This window comes from Sphingobium sp. ZW T5_29 (assembly GCF_044987515.1).
Lineage (GTDB): Bacteria > Pseudomonadota > Alphaproteobacteria > Sphingomonadales > Sphingomonadaceae > Sphingobium.
Genome location: NZ_JBJDRM010000022.1, coordinates 1 through 16,341, shown reverse-complemented (window position 1 = coordinate 16,341; position 16,341 = coordinate 1). Strand labels below are relative to the sequence as shown.

General features: G+C 62.2%; 19 protein-coding genes and 1 pseudogene. 10 read left to right on the top strand and 10 right to left on the bottom strand.

Going from position 1 to position 16,341, the window contains the following annotated elements:
- Window positions 1-49: 49 nt before the first annotated feature.
- Together nth and dapB are read right to left on the bottom strand one after the other, a co-directional pair.
- Window positions 50-727, bottom strand: coding sequence for an endonuclease III (nth, locus tag ACI3KQ_RS15480; protein WP_404959157.1), 678 nt, complete (start codon window positions 725-727; stop codon window positions 50-52).
- A 7-nt stretch (window positions 728-734) separates the two neighbouring features.
- Window positions 735-1,499: a 4-hydroxy-tetrahydrodipicolinate reductase gene (gene dapB, locus ACI3KQ_RS15475; RefSeq protein ID WP_404959155.1), complete on the bottom strand. Its 765-nt coding sequence runs from the start codon at window positions 1,497-1,499 to the stop codon at window positions 735-737.
- A gap of 182 nt (window positions 1,500-1,681) precedes the next feature.
- Between dapB and ACI3KQ_RS15470 the strand changes: the two genes are divergently transcribed.
- On the top strand, window positions 1,682-1,867 hold the full coding sequence (locus tag ACI3KQ_RS15470) for a DUF1328 domain-containing protein (RefSeq protein ID WP_167303455.1): 186 nt from the start codon (window positions 1,682-1,684) through the stop codon (window positions 1,865-1,867).
- A gap of 4 nt (window positions 1,868-1,871) precedes the next feature.
- Window positions 1,872-2,075 carry a DUF5818 domain-containing protein gene (locus ACI3KQ_RS15465; protein WP_404959153.1) on the top strand — a complete coding sequence of 68 codons (204 nt, stop codon included), beginning with the start codon at window positions 1,872-1,874 and terminating at the stop codon, window positions 2,073-2,075.
- A 24-nt stretch (window positions 2,076-2,099) separates the two neighbouring features.
- Here the strand turns inward: ACI3KQ_RS15465 and ACI3KQ_RS15460 are convergent, their stop codons facing one another.
- On the bottom strand, window positions 2,100-2,366 hold the full coding sequence (locus tag ACI3KQ_RS15460) for a hypothetical protein (RefSeq protein ID WP_404959151.1): 267 nt from the start codon (window positions 2,364-2,366) through the stop codon (window positions 2,100-2,102).
- A 393-nt stretch (window positions 2,367-2,759) separates the two neighbouring features.
- On the opposite strand from ACI3KQ_RS15460, the gene acnA reads away from it, so the two are divergent.
- The 3 genes from acnA (at window position 2,760) to ACI3KQ_RS15445 (ending at window position 6,609) form a co-directional block, all read left to right on the top strand.
- Window positions 2,760-5,429, top strand: a complete 2,670-nt coding sequence (gene acnA / locus ACI3KQ_RS15455; protein WP_404959149.1) for an aconitate hydratase AcnA — start codon at window positions 2,760-2,762, stop codon at window positions 5,427-5,429.
- 152 nt (window positions 5,430-5,581) lie between these two features.
- Window positions 5,582-5,836: a hypothetical protein gene (locus ACI3KQ_RS15450; RefSeq protein ID WP_404959147.1), complete on the top strand. Its 255-nt coding sequence runs from the start codon at window positions 5,582-5,584 to the stop codon at window positions 5,834-5,836.
- A gap of 71 nt (window positions 5,837-5,907) precedes the next feature.
- Entirely contained in the window at window positions 5,908-6,609 is a 702-nt protein-coding gene (locus tag ACI3KQ_RS15445; protein ID WP_404959145.1) for a glutamine amidotransferase, read from the top strand.
- A gap of 14 nt (window positions 6,610-6,623) precedes the next feature.
- On the opposite strand, the gene ACI3KQ_RS15440 is transcribed toward ACI3KQ_RS15445, so the two are convergent.
- Window positions 6,624-7,280 carry a glutathione S-transferase gene (locus tag ACI3KQ_RS15440; protein WP_404959143.1) on the bottom strand — a complete coding sequence of 219 codons (657 nt, stop codon included), beginning with the start codon at window positions 7,278-7,280 and terminating at the stop codon, window positions 6,624-6,626.
- A gap of 113 nt (window positions 7,281-7,393) precedes the next feature.
- Here ACI3KQ_RS15440 and ACI3KQ_RS15435 point away from each other — a divergent pair, with 113 nt between their 5' ends.
- Window positions 7,394-8,617, top strand: coding sequence for a polyhydroxyalkanoate depolymerase (locus ACI3KQ_RS15435; RefSeq protein ID WP_404959141.1), 1,224 nt, complete (start codon window positions 7,394-7,396; stop codon window positions 8,615-8,617).
- 28 nt (window positions 8,618-8,645) lie between these two features.
- Here the strand turns inward: ACI3KQ_RS15435 and ACI3KQ_RS15430 are convergent, their stop codons facing one another.
- The 5 genes from ACI3KQ_RS15430 to ACI3KQ_RS15410 all read right to left on the bottom strand — a co-directional run bounded on the left by ACI3KQ_RS15430 (window position 8,646) and on the right by ACI3KQ_RS15410 (window position 12,314).
- A complete protein-coding gene (locus tag ACI3KQ_RS15430) occupies window positions 8,646-8,999 on the bottom strand; it encodes a YbaN family protein (RefSeq protein ID WP_404959139.1) in 354 nt (117 codons plus the stop codon).
- Window positions 8,999-10,303: a sensor histidine kinase gene (locus ACI3KQ_RS15425; protein WP_404959216.1), complete on the bottom strand. Its 1,305-nt coding sequence runs from the start codon at window positions 10,301-10,303 to the stop codon at window positions 8,999-9,001. Before ACI3KQ_RS15425 ends, ACI3KQ_RS15430 begins: the two co-directional genes overlap by 1 nt.
- A gap of 198 nt (window positions 10,304-10,501) precedes the next feature.
- Window positions 10,502-11,167, bottom strand: a complete 666-nt coding sequence (locus ACI3KQ_RS15420) for a response regulator transcription factor (protein ID WP_404959137.1) — start codon at window positions 11,165-11,167, stop codon at window positions 10,502-10,504.
- A gap of 36 nt (window positions 11,168-11,203) precedes the next feature.
- Window positions 11,204-11,509: a hypothetical protein gene (locus ACI3KQ_RS15415; RefSeq protein ID WP_404959214.1), complete on the bottom strand. Its 306-nt coding sequence runs from the start codon at window positions 11,507-11,509 to the stop codon at window positions 11,204-11,206.
- A 76-nt stretch (window positions 11,510-11,585) separates the two neighbouring features.
- A complete protein-coding gene (locus tag ACI3KQ_RS15410; protein WP_404959135.1) occupies window positions 11,586-12,314 on the bottom strand; it encodes an SIMPL domain-containing protein in 729 nt (242 codons plus the stop codon).
- Window positions 12,315-12,458: 144 nt separating this feature from the next.
- On the opposite strand from ACI3KQ_RS15410, the gene ACI3KQ_RS15405 reads away from it, so the two are divergent.
- Genes ACI3KQ_RS15405 through ACI3KQ_RS15390 form a run of 4 tightly spaced genes read left to right on the top strand, consistent with a single transcriptional unit; the run spans window position 12,459 to window position 16,218 of the window.
- Window positions 12,459-14,237 carry an ABC-F family ATP-binding cassette domain-containing protein gene (locus tag ACI3KQ_RS15405; protein ID WP_404959134.1) on the top strand — a complete coding sequence of 593 codons (1,779 nt, stop codon included), beginning with the start codon at window positions 12,459-12,461 and terminating at the stop codon, window positions 14,235-14,237.
- Window positions 14,238-14,251: 14 nt separating this feature from the next.
- A complete protein-coding gene (locus ACI3KQ_RS15400; RefSeq protein ID WP_404959132.1) occupies window positions 14,252-14,983 on the top strand; it encodes a VIT family protein in 732 nt (243 codons plus the stop codon).
- Between the two features lie 42 nt (window positions 14,984-15,025).
- Window positions 15,026-15,571 carry a glutathione peroxidase gene (locus ACI3KQ_RS15395; RefSeq protein ID WP_404959130.1) on the top strand — a complete coding sequence of 182 codons (546 nt, stop codon included), beginning with the start codon at window positions 15,026-15,028 and terminating at the stop codon, window positions 15,569-15,571.
- A 29-nt stretch (window positions 15,572-15,600) separates the two neighbouring features.
- Entirely contained in the window at window positions 15,601-16,218 is a 618-nt protein-coding gene (locus ACI3KQ_RS15390) for a trimeric intracellular cation channel family protein (RefSeq protein WP_404959129.1), read from the top strand.
- Here ACI3KQ_RS15390 and ACI3KQ_RS15385 read toward each other — a convergent pair.
- A pseudogene (locus ACI3KQ_RS15385) lies at window positions 16,215-16,341 on the bottom strand (IS5/IS1182 family transposase); the annotation flags it as partial. The gene ACI3KQ_RS15390 and the pseudogene ACI3KQ_RS15385 overlap by 4 nt on opposite strands.

Sequence of the window (16,341 nt, the reverse complement as noted above, 5' to 3'; positions counted from 1 at the left end):
CAGTGGTTTAGCATAGGCTGGCTGAACCGCACGATAATGGGAAAGGCTTTCATCCGGCGGATGCGGCAGCCGCAATGCTCGCCTTTTGGGAAGGAGCAGGCGTCTTTGGCCTATAACGGCAAAGGTCCGCCACGACACAGCGCCAGCATTCGGGGCGGCGCGCCTTGCACACGTAGCGGCCATGCAGGATCAGCCAGTGATGCGCGTCCCGCCGGAACGGCCCCGGAACGCGCTTTTCCAGCTTTTGCTCAACGGCCAGTGGCGTCTTCCCCGGTGCCAGGCCGGTGCGATTGCCGATGCGAAAGATATGCGTATCCACGGCGAAAGTTTCATGCCCGAATGCGGTGTTCATCACGACATTGGCCGTCTTGCGCCCGACGCCGGGCAGGGTGGTCAGCAGATCGCGGTCTTCGGGCACCTGCCCGTCGAAATCACGGACCAGTATCTCCGACAGGGCGATGACATTTTTGGCCTTGGCGTTGAACAGGCCAATTGTCTTGATGTGCGCCTTCAGCCCATCCTCGCCCAGCGCGACCATCTGAGCAGGGGTCTGTACCTCACGGAAAAGGGCGCGAGTGGCCTTGTTGACGCCGACATCGGTCGATTGGGCGGACATCACGACCGCCACCAGCAACTGATAATCATTGCCATATTCCAACTCCGTCCGGGGGGCAGGATTGGCTTCGGCCAGTCGGCTGAAAAAATCGAAGATCTGATCCCGGTTCATCGAACGCTCAGAGGCCCAGCACGCCCTTCATGTCGTAACGGCCCGCCGCCTGGCGGCGCAGCCAGGTCGCGCCCTTGACGGCGCCGCGCGCAAAGATGACCCGGCTTTCGGCCCGGTGGCCCAGTTCGATCCGTTCGCCCTCGCTGGCCAGAATTACTTGATGATCACCGGCCACCGATCCCCCGCGCAGCGCCGCGAAACCGATGGTTCCCGGAACGCGCGCGCCGGTGATGCCGTCGCGGCCGCGATCGCTATGGTCGGCCAGGGAAATCTGACGCCCGCGCGCCGCCGCCTCGCCCAATAACAGGGCCGTACCGGAAGGCGCATCCACCTTGTGCCGATGATGCATCTCGACAATTTCGATGTCCCAATCATCGCCCAGACGCGCCGCCGCCTGTTCGACCAGGGCGGCCAGGACGTTGACTCCCAACGACGTGTTTCCGGTCTGCAAAACGGCAATGGATTCAGCCGCCTTGTCGATCAGGCCGTGATGTTCAGCCTCCAGCCCGGTGGTGCCCACCAGCACGGGTTTTCCAGCGGTGACGCAGGCGTCCAGATGCCCGGCCAGCGCGGCAGGCACGGAAAAGTCGATCAGCACGTCGCTTTGCCTGGCCAGCTCCAACGGATCGGACGTGATGGCGATGCCGGGCAACAGCTCACCGCTACCGGGCCGGTCGGTCCCGCCGCTGATTTCCAGCCCGGATTCCAACGCCACCTGCGCGATTGCCCGGCCCATGCGGCCCGCTGCACCGAAAATGCCAATCTTCGTCATATCTCAGTCGCCGCCCGTGATTATCGTGCCATTGATTATCTTTGCCCGATGCCAGAGCGGCCCTGCTTTGTCATCTGCAAGCTGTGCCGGGCATCAATTGTCATTCTGGCCCACATCCCGGCTATGGAACTGGCGCTGCCACTGGTCGTTCGATCATCAGACCTGGAAAAAAGGACAATGTGATGATTCGCCTCGCCATTATATCGCTCGTGATAGCCGCGGTGCTCGCCATTTTAGGATTTGGCGGCGCAGCGGGCACATTCGTCGGGATCGCAAAGATTCTGTTCTTCATCGCCATCGCGCTCTTCGCTCTTTTTCTGGTGCTCGGCTTGCTGGCTGGCAAGGGGATCAAGAACGCGATAGACTAAGGCCATGACACAGATCGGCGCTGGGGTAGACGAAACAGGCAGGTTGATCCGCGACGGATCGGGCTTCCTGCTCCAGCGCGATCTGGGCGGCACATTTCGTCTGGTGTTGTTGCGCGTTCCCGTGGACCACGTCGAAAAACGGGTGCGCGTTCAGGGCTATTATGCCGGGAACGACATTGTCGAAGTGGAAGGCGTTGCCGCCGCCTGATTGTCCGGGCGGCAGCGGGGCTGTTCAGGCAGTAATGGGCCGCATCTGATCGATCAGCGGGACCGAAGTATGGCTTCGAACGACGCGCGCGCATGCGCCGACGCCACGGTTATTTTCCAATGGCAACGCGGTGGCGCAATAGGCGCATTCGGCCATCAGGCGACCGACCATCCAATGACTGCGTCCACAACTGGGGCAGTGATTGGCTTCACCGGGATGATAATGGATAATATAACCTCTGGATGCCGGGTCGAACGACTTTCCGGCGGCGAAGGTTGATATTGGGCGCATCGTCTTCCTCCTCAGACATTTATTTTCGGCATCATGTCCGACGAAGATTTATACGTCGGCATTGATGCAACGACAAAAGCCAGAGCGCGCGACCATTTTCTTTCATCAAGCCGCTCCATGAAACAGAACGCGGCTGCCTGCCAATGTATCCTTTGTGCAATCGACGCGTCCACAGGAAAGATTCGCAAGCCGTGCCATTTCGCGCCTTCGCATTGACTCCGGGCGGACAAGCGCTATGGCGGCGGCCATCAAGGGACATACCCGCTTCGGCCATTGGTTGGGGCGCATCCCGCCACCTTGTCGGTCGGATCTCATCTGCGCTGGCGAGCGCCTGGTGGAATGTCGTTATCCTCCTAGCCCCTTGGCCGGGCACCGCGAGGAGACGCACGACTTATGACCGCCATCGGACAGGACACACTCGGCACGCGCGACACGTTGAAAGTCGGCGGCAAGGACATTGCCTATTATTCACTGAAGAAGGCTGCTGCAAAGCTCGGCGATGTCAGCCGTCTGCCCTTCTCGATGAAGGTGCTGCTGGAAAACCTGCTCCGTTTCGAAGATGGCGTGACCGTCACGACCGAAGACGTAAAGGCTATTGTCGACTGGCAGAATGATCGGGGCAAGGCCGAACGTGAAATCCAGTATCGTCCCGCGCGCGTGCTGCTGCAGGACTTCACCGGCGTGCCTTGCGTGGTCGATCTGGCCGCCATGCGCGACGCGATGAACGCGCTGGGCGCCGACGCCAGCAAGATCAACCCGCAGGTTCCCGTCCACCTTGTCATCGACCATTCGGTCATGGTCGATGAATTCGGCACGCCCAAGGCGTTCGAACAGAATGTGGAAATCGAATATCAGCGCAATATGGAGCGCTACGACTTCCTGAAATGGGGCAGCAAGTCCCTCGCAAACTTCTACGCCGTGCCTCCCGGCACCGGCATCTGCCATCAGGTGAACCTGGAAAATATCGCGCAGGCCGTATGGTCGAGCGAAGGTCCTGACGGCGTCACCGTCGCTTATCCCGACACCTGCGTCGGCACCGACAGCCACACCACGATGATCAACGGCCTGGGCGTGCTCGGCTGGGGCGTCGGCGGCATTGAAGCGGAAGCCGCGATGCTGGGTCAACCCGTCTCCATGCTCATCCCCGAAGTCGTTGGTTTCAAGCTGATCGGCACGATGAAGGAAGGCGTGACCGCCACCGATCTGGTGCTCACCTGCACCCAGATGCTGCGTGCCAAGGGTGTTGTCGGGCGTTTCGTCGAATATTTTGGCCCCGGCCTCGCATCGTTGTCGCTGGCCGACCGCGCGACGCTCGCCAACATGGCGCCGGAATATGGCGCGACCTGCGGCTTCTTCGGCATCGACGACAAGACGCTGGATTACATGCGTCTGACCGGCCGCACGGAAGAGAATATCGCGCTGGTCGAAGCCTATGCGAAGGAACAGGGCTTCTGGATCGACCCCGCGCTCGACCCTGTCTTCACCGACACGCTGGAACTCGACCTCGCCACCGTCGTCCCCAGCCTCGCCGGACCCAAGCGCCCGCAGGACCGCGTCTCGCTGCCCGAAGTCGATGACGTGTTCAACGCCGACATGGCCAACGTCTACAAGAAGGCGCAGCAGCGCGTTCCTGTTGAAGGCAAGGATTTCGACATTGGTGACGGCGACGTCACCATCGCCGCGATCACCAGCTGCACGAACACCTCGAATCCCGGCGTCATGGTCGCCGCCGGTCTCGTCGCCAAGAAGGCGAACGAACTGGGCCTGAAGCCCAAGCCCTGGGTTAAGACATCGCTTGCGCCCGGTTCGCAGGTGGTTACCGACTATTTCGCCAAGGCTGGCCTTCAGGAGCATCTGGACGCGGTTGGCTTCAACCTGGTCGGTTATGGTTGCACAACTTGCATAGGCAACTCCGGGCCGCTCGCCGAACCGATCAGCAAGGCGATCAACGAAAACGGCCTCGTCGCCGCAGCCGTCATCTCGGGCAACCGCAACTTCGAAGGCCGCGTGTCGCCTGACGTGCGCGCCAACTTCCTCGCCTCGCCGCCGCTGGTGGTGGCCTATGCGCTCAAGGGCACGGTGGTCGAAGACTTCATCACCACCCCGATCGGCACCGGCAAGGATGGTCAGGACGTCTTCCTCAAGGACATCTGGCCGACCAATGACGAAGTCGCCACCACCATGGCAGGCTGCATGGACCGCCAGATGTTCCAGGCGCGCTACGCCAATGTCTACAAGGGCGACGCCCATTGGCAGGCGATCGACGTCACCGGTTCGGACACCTACAGCTGGCGCGCCGGTTCCACCTATGTCGCCAACCCGCCCTATTTCGAAGGGTTGAGCATGACCCCCGCGCCGGTCCACGACATTATCGAGGCAAAGCCGCTGGCGGTCTTTGGCGATTCGATCACCACCGATCACATCTCGCCCGCCGGGTCGATCAAGGCCAGTTCGCCCGCAGGCAAGTGGCTGAGCGAGCATCAGGTCGCGCAGGCCGACTTCAACAGCTATGGCGCGCGCCGTGGCCATCATGAAGTCATGATGCGCGGCACCTTCGCCAACATCCGCATCAAGAACCTGATGCTGGACGGCGTCGAAGGCGGCATGACCCGTTATGAAGGCGAAATCATGCCGATCTACGACGCGGCGATGAAGCACAAGGCTGACGGCACGCCGCTGGTCGTCATCGGTGGTAAGGAATATGGCACCGGATCGTCGCGCGACTGGGCGGCGAAGGGCACCAACCTGCTGGGCGTGCGCGCCGTCATCGTCGAAAGCTTCGAACGTATCCACCGTTCGAACCTGGTTGGCATGGGCGTGCTGCCGCTGCAGTTCAAAAATGGTGAGAGCAAGGACACGCACGGCTTCACCGGCGATGAAACCTTCACCATCCAGAATGTCGCTGGCCTGAAGCCGCGTCAGGACGTGGACGTGATCGTGAAGCGGGCCGACGGTTCGACCTTCACCCTCACTGCGCTCTGCCGTATCGATACCGTCAACGAACTGGAATATTTCATGAACGGCGGCATCCTTCAGTATGTCCTGCGCAAGCTGGCCGCCTGATCGATCATCGAATGAAGCAAGAAGGAGGGCTTCCCGCGCGGAGGCCCTCTTTTCTTTTATGCGCCATCCGACCGAACTTGTTTCGGCATCCATCCTGCCCCAGGATTACCGCTCGGCTTCAGCATGGCGAAGCGAATAGGGGCATTTTCACAGTGACCGTCTTTATCGAAATCGTCGGCTGGCTGGGGGCCATATTGGTTCTTTGCGCCTATATCCTCGTGTCCACGGGCCGTCTGTCGGGCGATTCGGCCCTGTTCCAGAGCATGAACGCCCTGGGCGCGACTTTCTTCGTTTGGAATACCTGGTGGCACGGCGCCATCCCGTCGATGGTGCTGAACATCATCTGGGGCGCGATAGGCTTCGTGGCGCTCTGGCGCATCTGGCGGCGCAGGACGGCGCAGGGCTGATAGCAGGGATATTGCCGGTCCAAGAAAGCTTCATCTGGCCCCGGCCTAATCTCTTGGCCTAAGTCCGCGCAATGAAAAGAGCGCTCATCGTCCGTCATGTGCCGCGAGAAGGGGCCGCCGGGTTCCTCATCCCGATCGAGGCCGCGGGTTACCAGATTGATCGGATCGATGTCGCTAGCCCCGAATTTGCGCACGTGGACCTCTGCGCGCCCGACCTGCTGATCATGATGGGCGGCCCGATGGGCGTCTACGAACAGGACATCCATCCGTGGATCCCGTTACAGATCGACAAGCTGGCCGCGCGGCTTGATCAGGACCTGCCCACCCTGGGCGTATGTCTGGGCAGCCAGATGATCGCAGCGGCGCTGGGCGCGCGCGTCTATCCCGGCCAGTCGATGGAACTGGGCTTTGCCCCTATCGCCCTGAACGGCGCGATCATGGACTCGCCCTTGCGGCACTTGCAGGATGTGCCGGTCCTGCACTGGCACAGCGATACGTTTGAGCTACCGCGCGGCGTTGAGCTGCTGGCATCGACCGACGCCTATGCGCATCAGGCCTTCCGCCGGGGACGCAACTTGCTGGCGCTACAGTTCCACGCCGAAATGGGTGAAGATCCTCGCTTTGAGGATTGGCTGACTCATTTTTGGGCCGATCTCGACATCGCCCAACAATGCGGCGTGGCCCTGCGGCGTGATCATGAAGCACATGGGCCGGGCGCAGTCGCGGCGGGTCGCGCGATGATCGCCGACTGGCTGGCGCAACTGCGGACCTGACTGCCCCGCAGCGTTCAGAATTCGACGTCCAACTCCTCCATCTCATCGGCCTCCTGGCGCGCGTCGTTGATCCACTCGCGCATCAGGTCCCAACTGTTGATGGTATCGCAATAGACCGCCGACTGAGCGGACAATGGCACCGCATAGGTCAGGAAACGCTGAGCCACCGGAGCAAACATGGCGTCTGCCACGTTCGGCTTTTCCCCGAACAGCCAGGGACCGCCATGAGCATCCAGGCATTCGGCCCAGATCGTTTCCACCCGCTCGATATCAGGCTTCGCCCCGGAAAAGATCGGGAAGCGATCATGCCGCACCTTCAGGTTCATGGGCAGCGCCGACCGCAGGTTCGCGAACCCGGAATGGATTTCCCCCGATACGGACCGGCAATGGGCGCGTGCGATTCGGTTTTTGGGATACATGCCCGCGTCAGGATAAAGTTCGTGCAGATATTCAGCGATCGCCAGCGTGTCCCACACGCTCGCCCCTTCATGGGTCAGGCGCGGCACCAGGACGGACGGCGTCAGCAACAGCAACTCAGCGCGGGCTTCCAGATTTTCCAGCGCCACCATCTTTTCCGCTACGTCAAGCCCGGCCAATCGGCACAACAGCCATCCGCGCAGCGACCAGGATGAATAGGTCTTGCTGGAAATAGTCAGTTCGGCGACCGGCATGGCAATCTTCCCCTCTGCAATTCCTTGCAGGATGATGCACTGCAATGTGGAAAAATAACATAAGCTTTGTACAATCACTATATGTGGGGAACATTGCGGGGCATGATCGTTATATGGTGATGTTATATAGCAGCTATCAGGCGCTGGAAGACATGCTCGCACCTGCAAGGTTCGGCGCGCGACTCGCCCTGTCCATGCGGGACAGTTTGGGACCGGTGGCGGACTGGCCGCTGCAACGCCGCATGTTCGCCCTGATGGACGTTTTCCAGGGCGCGCGGCTGACCCACAGCCGCCCGGCCTACGGCATTGATCAGGTGCGCACCGGCAATGCTGTCGTTTCCGTGCGGGAAGAAGTGCTGCTGGACCTGCCCTTTGGCAACCTCCTGCATTTTGCGAAGGATGATGTCGACACCGCCCAGCCCAGGGTTCTGCTGGTCGCGCCAATGTCAGGACATTTTTCCACTCTTTTGCGCGCAACCGTAAGGACGCTGCTGTCGGACCATGACGTCTATATCACCGACTGGAAAAATGCGCGGGACGTTCCCCTGTCGGCGGGGCCGTTCGGCTTTGACGATTATGTCGACTATGTGATCACTTTTTTTCAGGAGATGGGGCCGGGCGCACATCTCTTCTCGGTATGCCAGCCCTGCGTGCCCGCCTTCGCCGCCGTAGCGCTCATGGCCGAAGATGGCGACGCCGCCACGCCGCGCTCGATGACGCTGATGGGCGGTCCCATCGATCCGCGAGCCGCACCGACAGGTGTCAACGAACTTTCCAATGAAAAGTCGATCGAATGGTTTGAAAAAAACCTGATCACCACCGTGCCCATGCGCTACGCCGGTGCCGGGCGGCGGGTCTATCCCGGATTTCTTCAACTATCGGCCTTCATGGCAATGAACCTTGAACGCCATGGCGCGCAGCATCGTGAACTTTATCAGCTTCTGGCCGACGGAAAGGATGTGGAAGCTGACAAGATCAAGAATTTCTATCAGGAATATTTCGCTGTCCTCGACATGACGGCGGATTTCTACCTGGAAACCGTCGATCGGGTGTTTCAGCGCACTTTGCTAGCTAAGGGCGAACTCACCCATCGCGGTCGTCCGGTCAATCCCGGCGCGATCCGCTCCACGGCGCTGCTGACCGTGGAGGGTGAAAAGGACGATATCTGCGCCGTGGGCCAGACCGCCGCTGCCCACCTCCTGTGCACCGGCCTGCGCCCTCATCTCAAACGGCATCATCTTCAGATCGGTGCAGGCCATTATGGCGTGTTTTCAGGCCGCAAATGGGAAAAAGAAGTGTTCCCCCAGGTACGCAACATGATCCTGGCAATGAACTGACGCCCCAAAGTCATTAGCACCTATCGCCTTAAGCCTCTGGTCGGGTCCAGATCCAACTTCCGCCGATCAACGCGACGGCAACCGGGATCAGCGACCAGGGCAGGGGGGGCAGGATCACGCCCATCACAGCACTTGCGGCAAAGGCGACCAGTGCCGCCTGCTTCCCCCGTCGGCTGATCGCCCCGCGTTCGCGCCACCGCCGGATATGTATCCCAAAATGCCGGTGGTCGAGCAGCCGCGTCTCCAGCGCGGGGCTGGACCGCGCAAAGCAGAATGCCGCCAAAATCATGAACGGCACTGTCGGTAACAGCGGCAGGACGACGCCGACCGCGCCCAGTCCCAGCGCCACGAATCCGCATGTCAGGTAAAGCGTCCGCCGCATCAGGCCGCAGGCAGCTGCAACCGCACGAGCAGCCCGCCCAGGTCCTCGCTTTCCTCCATCGTCACCGATCCGCCATAGATTTCGGCGACGTCGCGCACGATTGCCAGGCCCAGCCCCGTTCCGGGCTTCCCCGAATCCAGCCGCACCCCCCGATCGAAAATGCGTGTCCGTTCCGCCTCCGGGATGCCCGCACCGTCATCCTCGACTAATATCTCGACCATCGGGCCGTTCCGCGACACGGTGGCGAACACGCTGCCTCCGCCATATTTGGCGGCATTTTCCACCAGATTGCCCAGCATTTCATCCAGGTCCTGCCGTTCGGCCCGTGCTTCGACGGTCTTGTCGCCATCCATGTCGATGCGGGCTTCGGGATAGAGGCGGCGAACAGCGCGTTCCACCGCCTGCAGGCTGGACCACACTTCCGCCCGGCTTTGCGCCGCGCCACGTCTGCCGACCGCGCGGGCGCGGGCCAGATGATGATCCACCTGTCGCCGCATCGTCGTCGCCTCCCTGATGACGGTGTCGCCAAGGTCGGGTGACTGCGCAGTGGCGGCGTTCATGATAACGGTCAGCGGTGTCTTCAGTGCATGGGCCAGGTTGCCCGCATGGGTGCGCGCTTCTTCCGCCTGGGTTTCGTTATGGGCCAGCAGTGCATTCAATTCTTCGACCATGGGCAGCACTTCGCTGGGCATTGGCTCGGAAATGCGGCTCTTTTCGCCTGCGCGCATCCGCACGATTTCCTTGCGCACCCGTCGCAGGGGGCGCAGCCCGTAAAGCGTTTGCAGCGTGGTTAGGGCGATCAGTCCCAGCGCCAGCAGCGCAAAGCTCTGGAACAGGGTGGATCGCAACGTCGTGATCTGGTCGTCCAGCCCCGCCCGAGCGGCGGCGACCATGAACATCCAGCGAGTGTCCGACCCCGGCAGGATGATCGTCCGCTCCATGACCCGCAGATCCTCTCCCGGAAATTGCTTGCTGTCATAGACGTGGAAATTGCGGTCCTGATGGTCGGCTGGAGATTTCAGCGCACGGTCCCACAATGATCGCGACCGCCAATCCTCATGGCCTTTCGCGCTGATCTGATAATAAAGGCCGCTATTGGGCTCCAGGAACCGCTGGTCGGCGAGGGGCCGGTTGAACAGCACTTCGCCGTCCGGTCCGATTTCCGCCGACGCGATCATCGCCGTCAGCACATAGTTCAGCCCATCGTCGAAATTGCGCGTTACCGCATCCGACAGGACCCGGTCGAGCGCCAGCCCGCCGCCCAGCAGCAGCAGGCTGATCCACAGCGCCGCAATGCCGATCATGCGGCGGCTGAGTGATCCGGTGGACAGGACCTGGGGTTGATCAGCCACGATGTGCGCGCCCGAATCCAGCTCGTTCAGGCTGCGCCAAGTCCAAGCCTTTCTTTGAACTAAGCAAAAGGGCGGCAACCGCCATGCAAGCGCAACTCACTTCATCCGCCGCGCCTTTCGACCGGCGCGGGCTGACCGGCGCGACCTCAATCAGCGGCCCGGCTCGTCCAGGCTGTAGCCAAGTCCGCGAATGGTCGTGATGACATCCGCGCCCAGCTTCTTGCGGATGCGCGTCACAAACACTTCGATCGTATTGGAATCGCGGTCGAAATCCTGATCGTAAATATGCTCGATCAACTCCGTGCGGCTCACCACCTTGCCCTTGTGATGCAGCAGGTAGGACAACAGCTTATACTCCTGCGCGGTCAGCTTGACCGGCTCGCCTTTCAGCGTGACCCGGCCGCTACGCGTGTCCAGCCGCACATCGCCAGCGGTCAGTTCGCTCGACGCATTGCCCGAAGCGCGACGGATCAGCGCGCGCAGGCGGGCGATTAGTTCCTCGCTCTGGAACGGCTTGGCCAGATAGTCGTCCGCGCCCGCATCCAGCCCGGCCACCTTGTCCGACCAGCTGTCACGCGCGGTCAACACCAGCACCGGAAAGCTGCGGCCTTCCTTGCGCCATCGGTCCAGCACCGTCAGCCCGTCGATCGTCGGCAGGCCCAGGTCCAGCACCACCGCATCATAGCTTTCGGTCGTCCCCAGGAAATGGCCGTCCTCGCCATCATCCGCCAGGTCGACGGCATAGCCGGCACCTTCCAGCGTGTTGCGAAGCTGTTGGCCCAGACTGGGTTCATCTTCGACGATCAGCAGACGCATATGGCCCCGTTTCTTTCTGTTATTGCCTGTGGCGCGTCAGCGCGCCCAGCCGGTTATATCGCCCGTCCGCCCGTCCGCATCAACCCATACAACCTTGCCGTCCTTCACATATTTCAGGCGGTAATGGTTGGACGAAGGGTTGAACTCAGCGCCCAGGTAAGTCGCGCCACCCATGGCGGCGTCCACGCGGCGTTTGATGAGGGAAAAGGGCATGGTGTGCCCGTCCAGCATCGCCCGCCGCGCGGCATCCTGCTCCCCGCGCTGACCCGCTTGGGCAACCGGGTTCACCACCAGCATCGCGGCAATGGCCCCAAGGCCCGCAATCAGGCTGTTACGCGTCATCTTCATGAGGCATGCCATAGCGCGCGACCATTGAACAGGTGGTGAATAATGCGGTCAGCGCCGCTTCAGCCGCCTTTTACCGCTCCAGCGCATATTGCACGGTCAGCGTTACCGACGATCCCACCTGGCCCGGTTCGACCGGAGTCGCGGCCGCCGCATCTTCCTTGAAGCTTCTGACCATCATCGGCATGGGCGGTCGGCCTTCGCTGCTGCTCTCCGAAAGCGTGACCAGCCGCGCAGAACGATATCCCGCCGCCTGCGCATAATAATCGGCCTGCATCTTGGCGGTTTTCAGCGCCGCGCCACGGGCCTGCGCCAGCATCGGCGTGGGATCGCTGATGGTGAAGGATGGGCCACTCACATTGGTCGCCCCAGCCGCCACCATGGTGTCGAGCAGGGTGCCGACCTTCTTCACGTCCTGCAGCTTGATGCTCAGCTGGTTGGACGCCTCATAACCGATGAAGCGCGGCGGGGTCGGCTGTCCGGCCCTGTCGCTATAATCATATTGCGCGCTCAGGTTGATGCCGCTGGTCTGGATGTCTTTCTTGGGGATGCCAGCCTTCGCCAGCGCCGCGATCAGCTTTTCCATCTTGGCCGCGTTGCCGCGCATGGCCTCCACCGCAGTGGGTGCACGAGTCTGGACGCCGGTGCCGACAATCGCCTGATCCGGCGCAGCTTCAACCGTTTCGGTAACGTTCAGCGTCACGATCGGCGCCTTTTCCGCAACGGTGACGCTCGTCTGCGCAATCGCAGCGGGGGCGATCGATGACGCTGCGATGGTCATCAGGGCAATGGCGGACTTCATGGGGGTATCTCCTTGGAAAGGCGGTGCGACCCTATTGTAACGGGTGCGATGAACGGATGCTGACATGCGCTGAAAGCCATCAGTCAGCTTCTGGTTCCCTGGCGGCCCTTGCCCCGGCGCGCGCAAGGCCCTAGCTGCACCGCCATGGCGGCTCCCATATTATCCTTCGAAGACCTTGGCCTCAGCCAGGGCACGCACTGGCTTTTCCGGCATCTCGACATATTTGTGGGGGATCGCGACCGGCTGGCGCTGATCGGCCGCAATGGCGCGGGCAAGACGACGTTGCTCAAGCTGATCGCCGACATTGTCGAAGCGGATGAAGGCACGCGGTCGGTTCGCCCCGGCGCGCGCGTGATCATGCTGGAACAGGACCCTGACGTCAGCAGCTTTGCGACCTTGCGCGATTTCGCGCTGGCGGGCGACTATGCTCCCCCCGCACATGAGGTGGAGGCAATCGCCAGCCAGCTTGGCACCGACCTCAACCGCGAAGCCGCCACGGCGTCAGGGGGTGAGCGCCGCCGCGCCGCCATAGCCCGCGCCCTGGCCAGTCAGCCCGACCTGCTGCTGCTGGACGAACCGACCAACCATCTGGACATCGATGCAATCGACTGGCTGGAAGGCTGGCTGGCGCGCTATAACGGCGCGTTTATCGTCATCAGCCATGACCGCGCCTTCCTGACCCGTCTCACCCGCCAGACGCTGTGGCTCGACCGTGGATCGATTCGCCGCAATGAAATCGGCTTCGGGGGCTTTGAAGAATGGATGGAGGCCATCTATGCCGAAGAAGCCCGCGCCGCCGAAAAGCTCGACGCAAAACTGAAGCTGGAGGCGCACTGGCTCCAGCGCGGCGTCACCGCCCGGCGCAAGCGTAATCAGGGGCGGCTGGCAAAGCTCTACGACATGCGCGCGCAGCGTGCCGCCATGGTGGGTCCGCAGGGCGTCGCCCGGATCGCCGTCGCCGCCGACGACAGCAAGACGAAAAGCGTGATTTCCGCCGAACATGTCACCAAACAGTTCGGCGACCGCACGGTCATCAATGATTTTTCCCTCCGCATCCAGCGCGGCGACCGCATCGGCATCGTCGGCGGCAATGGCGCGGGCAAGACGACGCTGCTCAAACTGCTGACCGGACAGATGGACGCGGACAGCGGCACGATCCGCCAGGCCAAGTCCCTGGACATGATCTTCATCGACCAGCAGCGCAGCCTGATGCAACCCGACAAGCGCGTCCGCGACGTGCTGGCGGAAGGCGGCGACTGGATCGATGTGCGCGGCGTGCGCAAGCATGTCCACGGCTACCTCAAGGAATTTCTCTTCGACCCCTCGCTCGCCGAAGCAAAGGTCGGAACCCTTTCAGGCGGCGAACGGTCGCGTCTGCTGTTCGCGCGGGAATTTGCGCGCGAATCTAACCTGCTTGTCCTTGACGAACCGACCAACGACCTCGACCTTGAAACGCTCGATCTGCTTCAGGAAGTCATTGCGGACTATGACGGCACCGTCCTGATCGTCAGCCACGACCGCGATTTCCTGGACCGCACCGTCACCGTCACCCTTGGGCTGGACGGGTCCGGCCATGTCGACGTGATCGTGGGCGGCTATGCCGACTGGGTGGCCAAGCGCCAGCCGCGCAATGCACCCAAGGCAGAAAAGAAGACCGTCGCACCGCCCCCGCCCAAGCCCGCTTCCGCCAAGCTGACCTACAAGGACCAACGCGACCTTGACCTTCTGCCCCGCAGGATCGAGGAACTGGAAGCGGCAATCGCTCGTGATGAGGAAGCATTGGCCGACCCCAATCTCTATACCCGCGACCCCAGCCGTTTCGCCGCCCTTACCCAGGCGATCGAACAGGCGCGGGCGGACAAGGACAGTGCAGAGGAACGCTGGCTGGAACTCGCCGAAAAGGCTGAGGGAATGAATAGCTGACGAAAGGGGTGCAGATGGCCGGGATCAATGCAGGAACAGCCGCGCAGGCAAGGCCCCAGCCGCACCACGCTATTCATTATGTCAATCGCGTCGGCTGGTTGCGTGCGGCGATACTGGGCGCCAATGACGGCATCGTATCGACGGCCAGCCTGCTGACCGGCGTCGCCGCATCGGGTGCATCGCGGGAAACCATCCTGCTGACGGGCGTTGCCGCTTTGCTGGCGGGCGCAATGTCCATGGCCGCCGGTGAATATGTGTCGGTCAGCGCGCAATCCGATACCGAAAGGGCCGATCTGGCCAAGGAAAAGGCCGCGCTGATCCACCAGCCGGATGAGGAATGGCGCGAACTGCGCGACATCTATGTCGAACGCGGCCTGACGCCCGATCTGGCGGGGCAGGTCGCACGGCAACTGATGAATGCCGACGCGCTCGGCGCGCACGCGCGCGACGAGCTGGGCATTTCGGACATCAGCACCGCGCGTCCGGTGCAGGCTGCGCTGACCTCCGCCGCGACCTTTGCGGCAGGCGCAATCGCCCCGGTCATCGCCGCGGCACTTAGCCCGCAACCTCTCGCTCTTGCCCTCATCGTCCTGACGTCGTTGCTGTGCCTTGGCCTGCTGGGCTATGCCGGCGCGCGGCTGGGGGGTGGTCGGCTGCTACGGTCGGTCATGCGCGTGCTTTTCTGGGGCGCGCTTGCGATGGGCGTGACGGCGGCGGCAGGCAGGCTTTTCGGCGCGGCCATATGATGGCAAGGTCCGCGCCTGACAGATTCCCTTAAGGAGAAGATCATGACCGCGATTCAGCAAATCCCCCTGAAAACGATCAAGGGGGCCGACGCCAGCCTTAATGACTATGCCGGCAAAGTTGTGCTGGCGGTCAATGTCGCATCGAAATGCGGCCTGACCCCGCAATATGAGGGGCTGGAAAAGCTCTACAGCAGCTACAAGGACAAGGGGCTGGTCGTCGCTGGTTTCCCCGCCAACGACTTTGGAGCCCAGGAACCGGGTAGCAATGAAGAAATCCAGACCTTCTGCACCACGAATTTCGGCGTCGATTTCCCGATGTTCGAAAAGATCGCGGTGACCGGCCCGGAGAAGCATCCGCTCTATGCCGCGCTGACCAGCGAACAGCCCAAGGCACAGGGTGAAGGCGACGCCTTCCGCGAAAAGTTGAAAGGCTATGGCATGACGCCGACGCAGGAGCCTGAAGTGCTGTGGAATTTCGAAAAATTCCTGATCGCCAAGGACGGCACCGTCGCCGCCCGTTTCGCTCCGGCAACCGCGCCTGACGATCCGGCGCTGGTGTCGGCGATCGAGGCTGAACTGGCCAAGTAACAACCCAAGCACCGCCGACGCCGTCGGACATGATGCCGCCCCAGATCGGACCCGTGCTCGAAGCACTGGGCATTCTTGGCATATTCGTGTTCGCGGCGTCGGGCGCGTTGGCGGCGGCGCGCCTGCGGGCGACGATGGTGACATTCGCCTTCTTCGCGCTGGTGACGGGGGTAGGGGGCGGCACGGTGCGTGACCTGCTGATCGGCGCGCCTGTATTCTGGGTGCATGACGCACTGCCGGCGGCCACCTGCATGGTTGCTGCACTGCTCGTCTGGTTCACGCCCCGCAGGCTATGGAGCGACCATGCGCTCGACTGGCTCGACGCGGTCGGCCTCGTCGCCTTTGCCGTGTTCGGCGCGGCAAAGGCGCTGGACTATGGCATCCCGCCATTCGTCGCCGGGATGATGGGCGTTGTGACCGGCTGCGTCGGCGGCATCATGCGTGACCTGCTGGCGAATGAACCATCCATCCTGCTGCGCCCCGAACTGTATGTAACGGCTGCGGCGGTCGCGTCAGGCCTTTTCGTGATGCTGCGCTGGTGGGGCCTGGACGTGCCCGTCGCCGGACTGATCGCCGCCCTGCTGGGTTTCCTGCTCCGCGCTATCGCCATACACCGCGGCCTGGGCCTGCCGGGCTACAAGGACTAGGTCACCGACTCATTATGCCGCAACCATATCCTGATTGAGGCGAGCTGGACGGAGGCGAGAAAATTGTCGTCTCGCTTGTCGTATCGGGTGGCGACAGCTCTGAAATGCTTGAGTTTGCTGAAG

Coding starts and splice junctions, on each gene's coding strand:
- nth (WP_404959157.1), bottom strand. CDS start 727: ATGAACCGGGATCAGATCTTCGATTTTTTCAGCCGACTGGCCGAAGCC.
- dapB (WP_404959155.1), bottom strand. CDS start 1,499: ATGACGAAGATTGGCATTTTCGGTGCAGCGGGCCGCATGGGCCGGGCA.
- ACI3KQ_RS15470 (WP_167303455.1), top strand. CDS start 1,682: ATGATTCGCCTCGCCATTATATCGCTCGTGATAGCCGCGGTGCTCGCC.
- ACI3KQ_RS15465 (WP_404959153.1), top strand. CDS start 1,872: ATGACACAGATCGGCGCTGGGGTAGACGAAACAGGCAGGTTGATCCGC.
- ACI3KQ_RS15460 (WP_404959151.1), bottom strand. CDS start 2,366: ATGCGCCCAATATCAACCTTCGCCGCCGGAAAGTCGTTCGACCCGGCA.
- acnA (WP_404959149.1), top strand. CDS start 2,760: ATGACCGCCATCGGACAGGACACACTCGGCACGCGCGACACGTTGAAA.
- ACI3KQ_RS15445 (WP_404959145.1), top strand. CDS start 5,908: ATGAAAAGAGCGCTCATCGTCCGTCATGTGCCGCGAGAAGGGGCCGCC.
- ACI3KQ_RS15440 (WP_404959143.1), bottom strand. CDS start 7,280: ATGCCGGTCGCCGAACTGACTATTTCCAGCAAGACCTATTCATCCTGG.
- ACI3KQ_RS15435 (WP_404959141.1), top strand. CDS start 7,394: ATGGTGATGTTATATAGCAGCTATCAGGCGCTGGAAGACATGCTCGCA.
- ACI3KQ_RS15430 (WP_404959139.1), bottom strand. CDS start 8,999: ATGCGGCGGACGCTTTACCTGACATGCGGATTCGTGGCGCTGGGACTG.
- ACI3KQ_RS15425 (WP_404959216.1), bottom strand. CDS start 10,303: ATGATCGGCATTGCGGCGCTGTGGATCAGCCTGCTGCTGCTGGGCGGC.
- ACI3KQ_RS15420 (WP_404959137.1), bottom strand. CDS start 11,167: ATGCGTCTGCTGATCGTCGAAGATGAACCCAGTCTGGGCCAACAGCTT.
- ACI3KQ_RS15415 (WP_404959214.1), bottom strand. CDS start 11,509: ATGACGCGTAACAGCCTGATTGCGGGCCTTGGGGCCATTGCCGCGATG.
- ACI3KQ_RS15410 (WP_404959135.1), bottom strand. CDS start 12,314: ATGAAGTCCGCCATTGCCCTGATGACCATCGCAGCGTCATCGATCGCC.
- ACI3KQ_RS15405 (WP_404959134.1), top strand. CDS start 12,459: ATGGCGGCTCCCATATTATCCTTCGAAGACCTTGGCCTCAGCCAGGGC.
- ACI3KQ_RS15400 (WP_404959132.1), top strand. CDS start 14,252: ATGGCCGGGATCAATGCAGGAACAGCCGCGCAGGCAAGGCCCCAGCCG.
- ACI3KQ_RS15395 (WP_404959130.1), top strand. CDS start 15,026: ATGACCGCGATTCAGCAAATCCCCCTGAAAACGATCAAGGGGGCCGAC.
- ACI3KQ_RS15390 (WP_404959129.1), top strand. CDS start 15,601: ATGATGCCGCCCCAGATCGGACCCGTGCTCGAAGCACTGGGCATTCTT.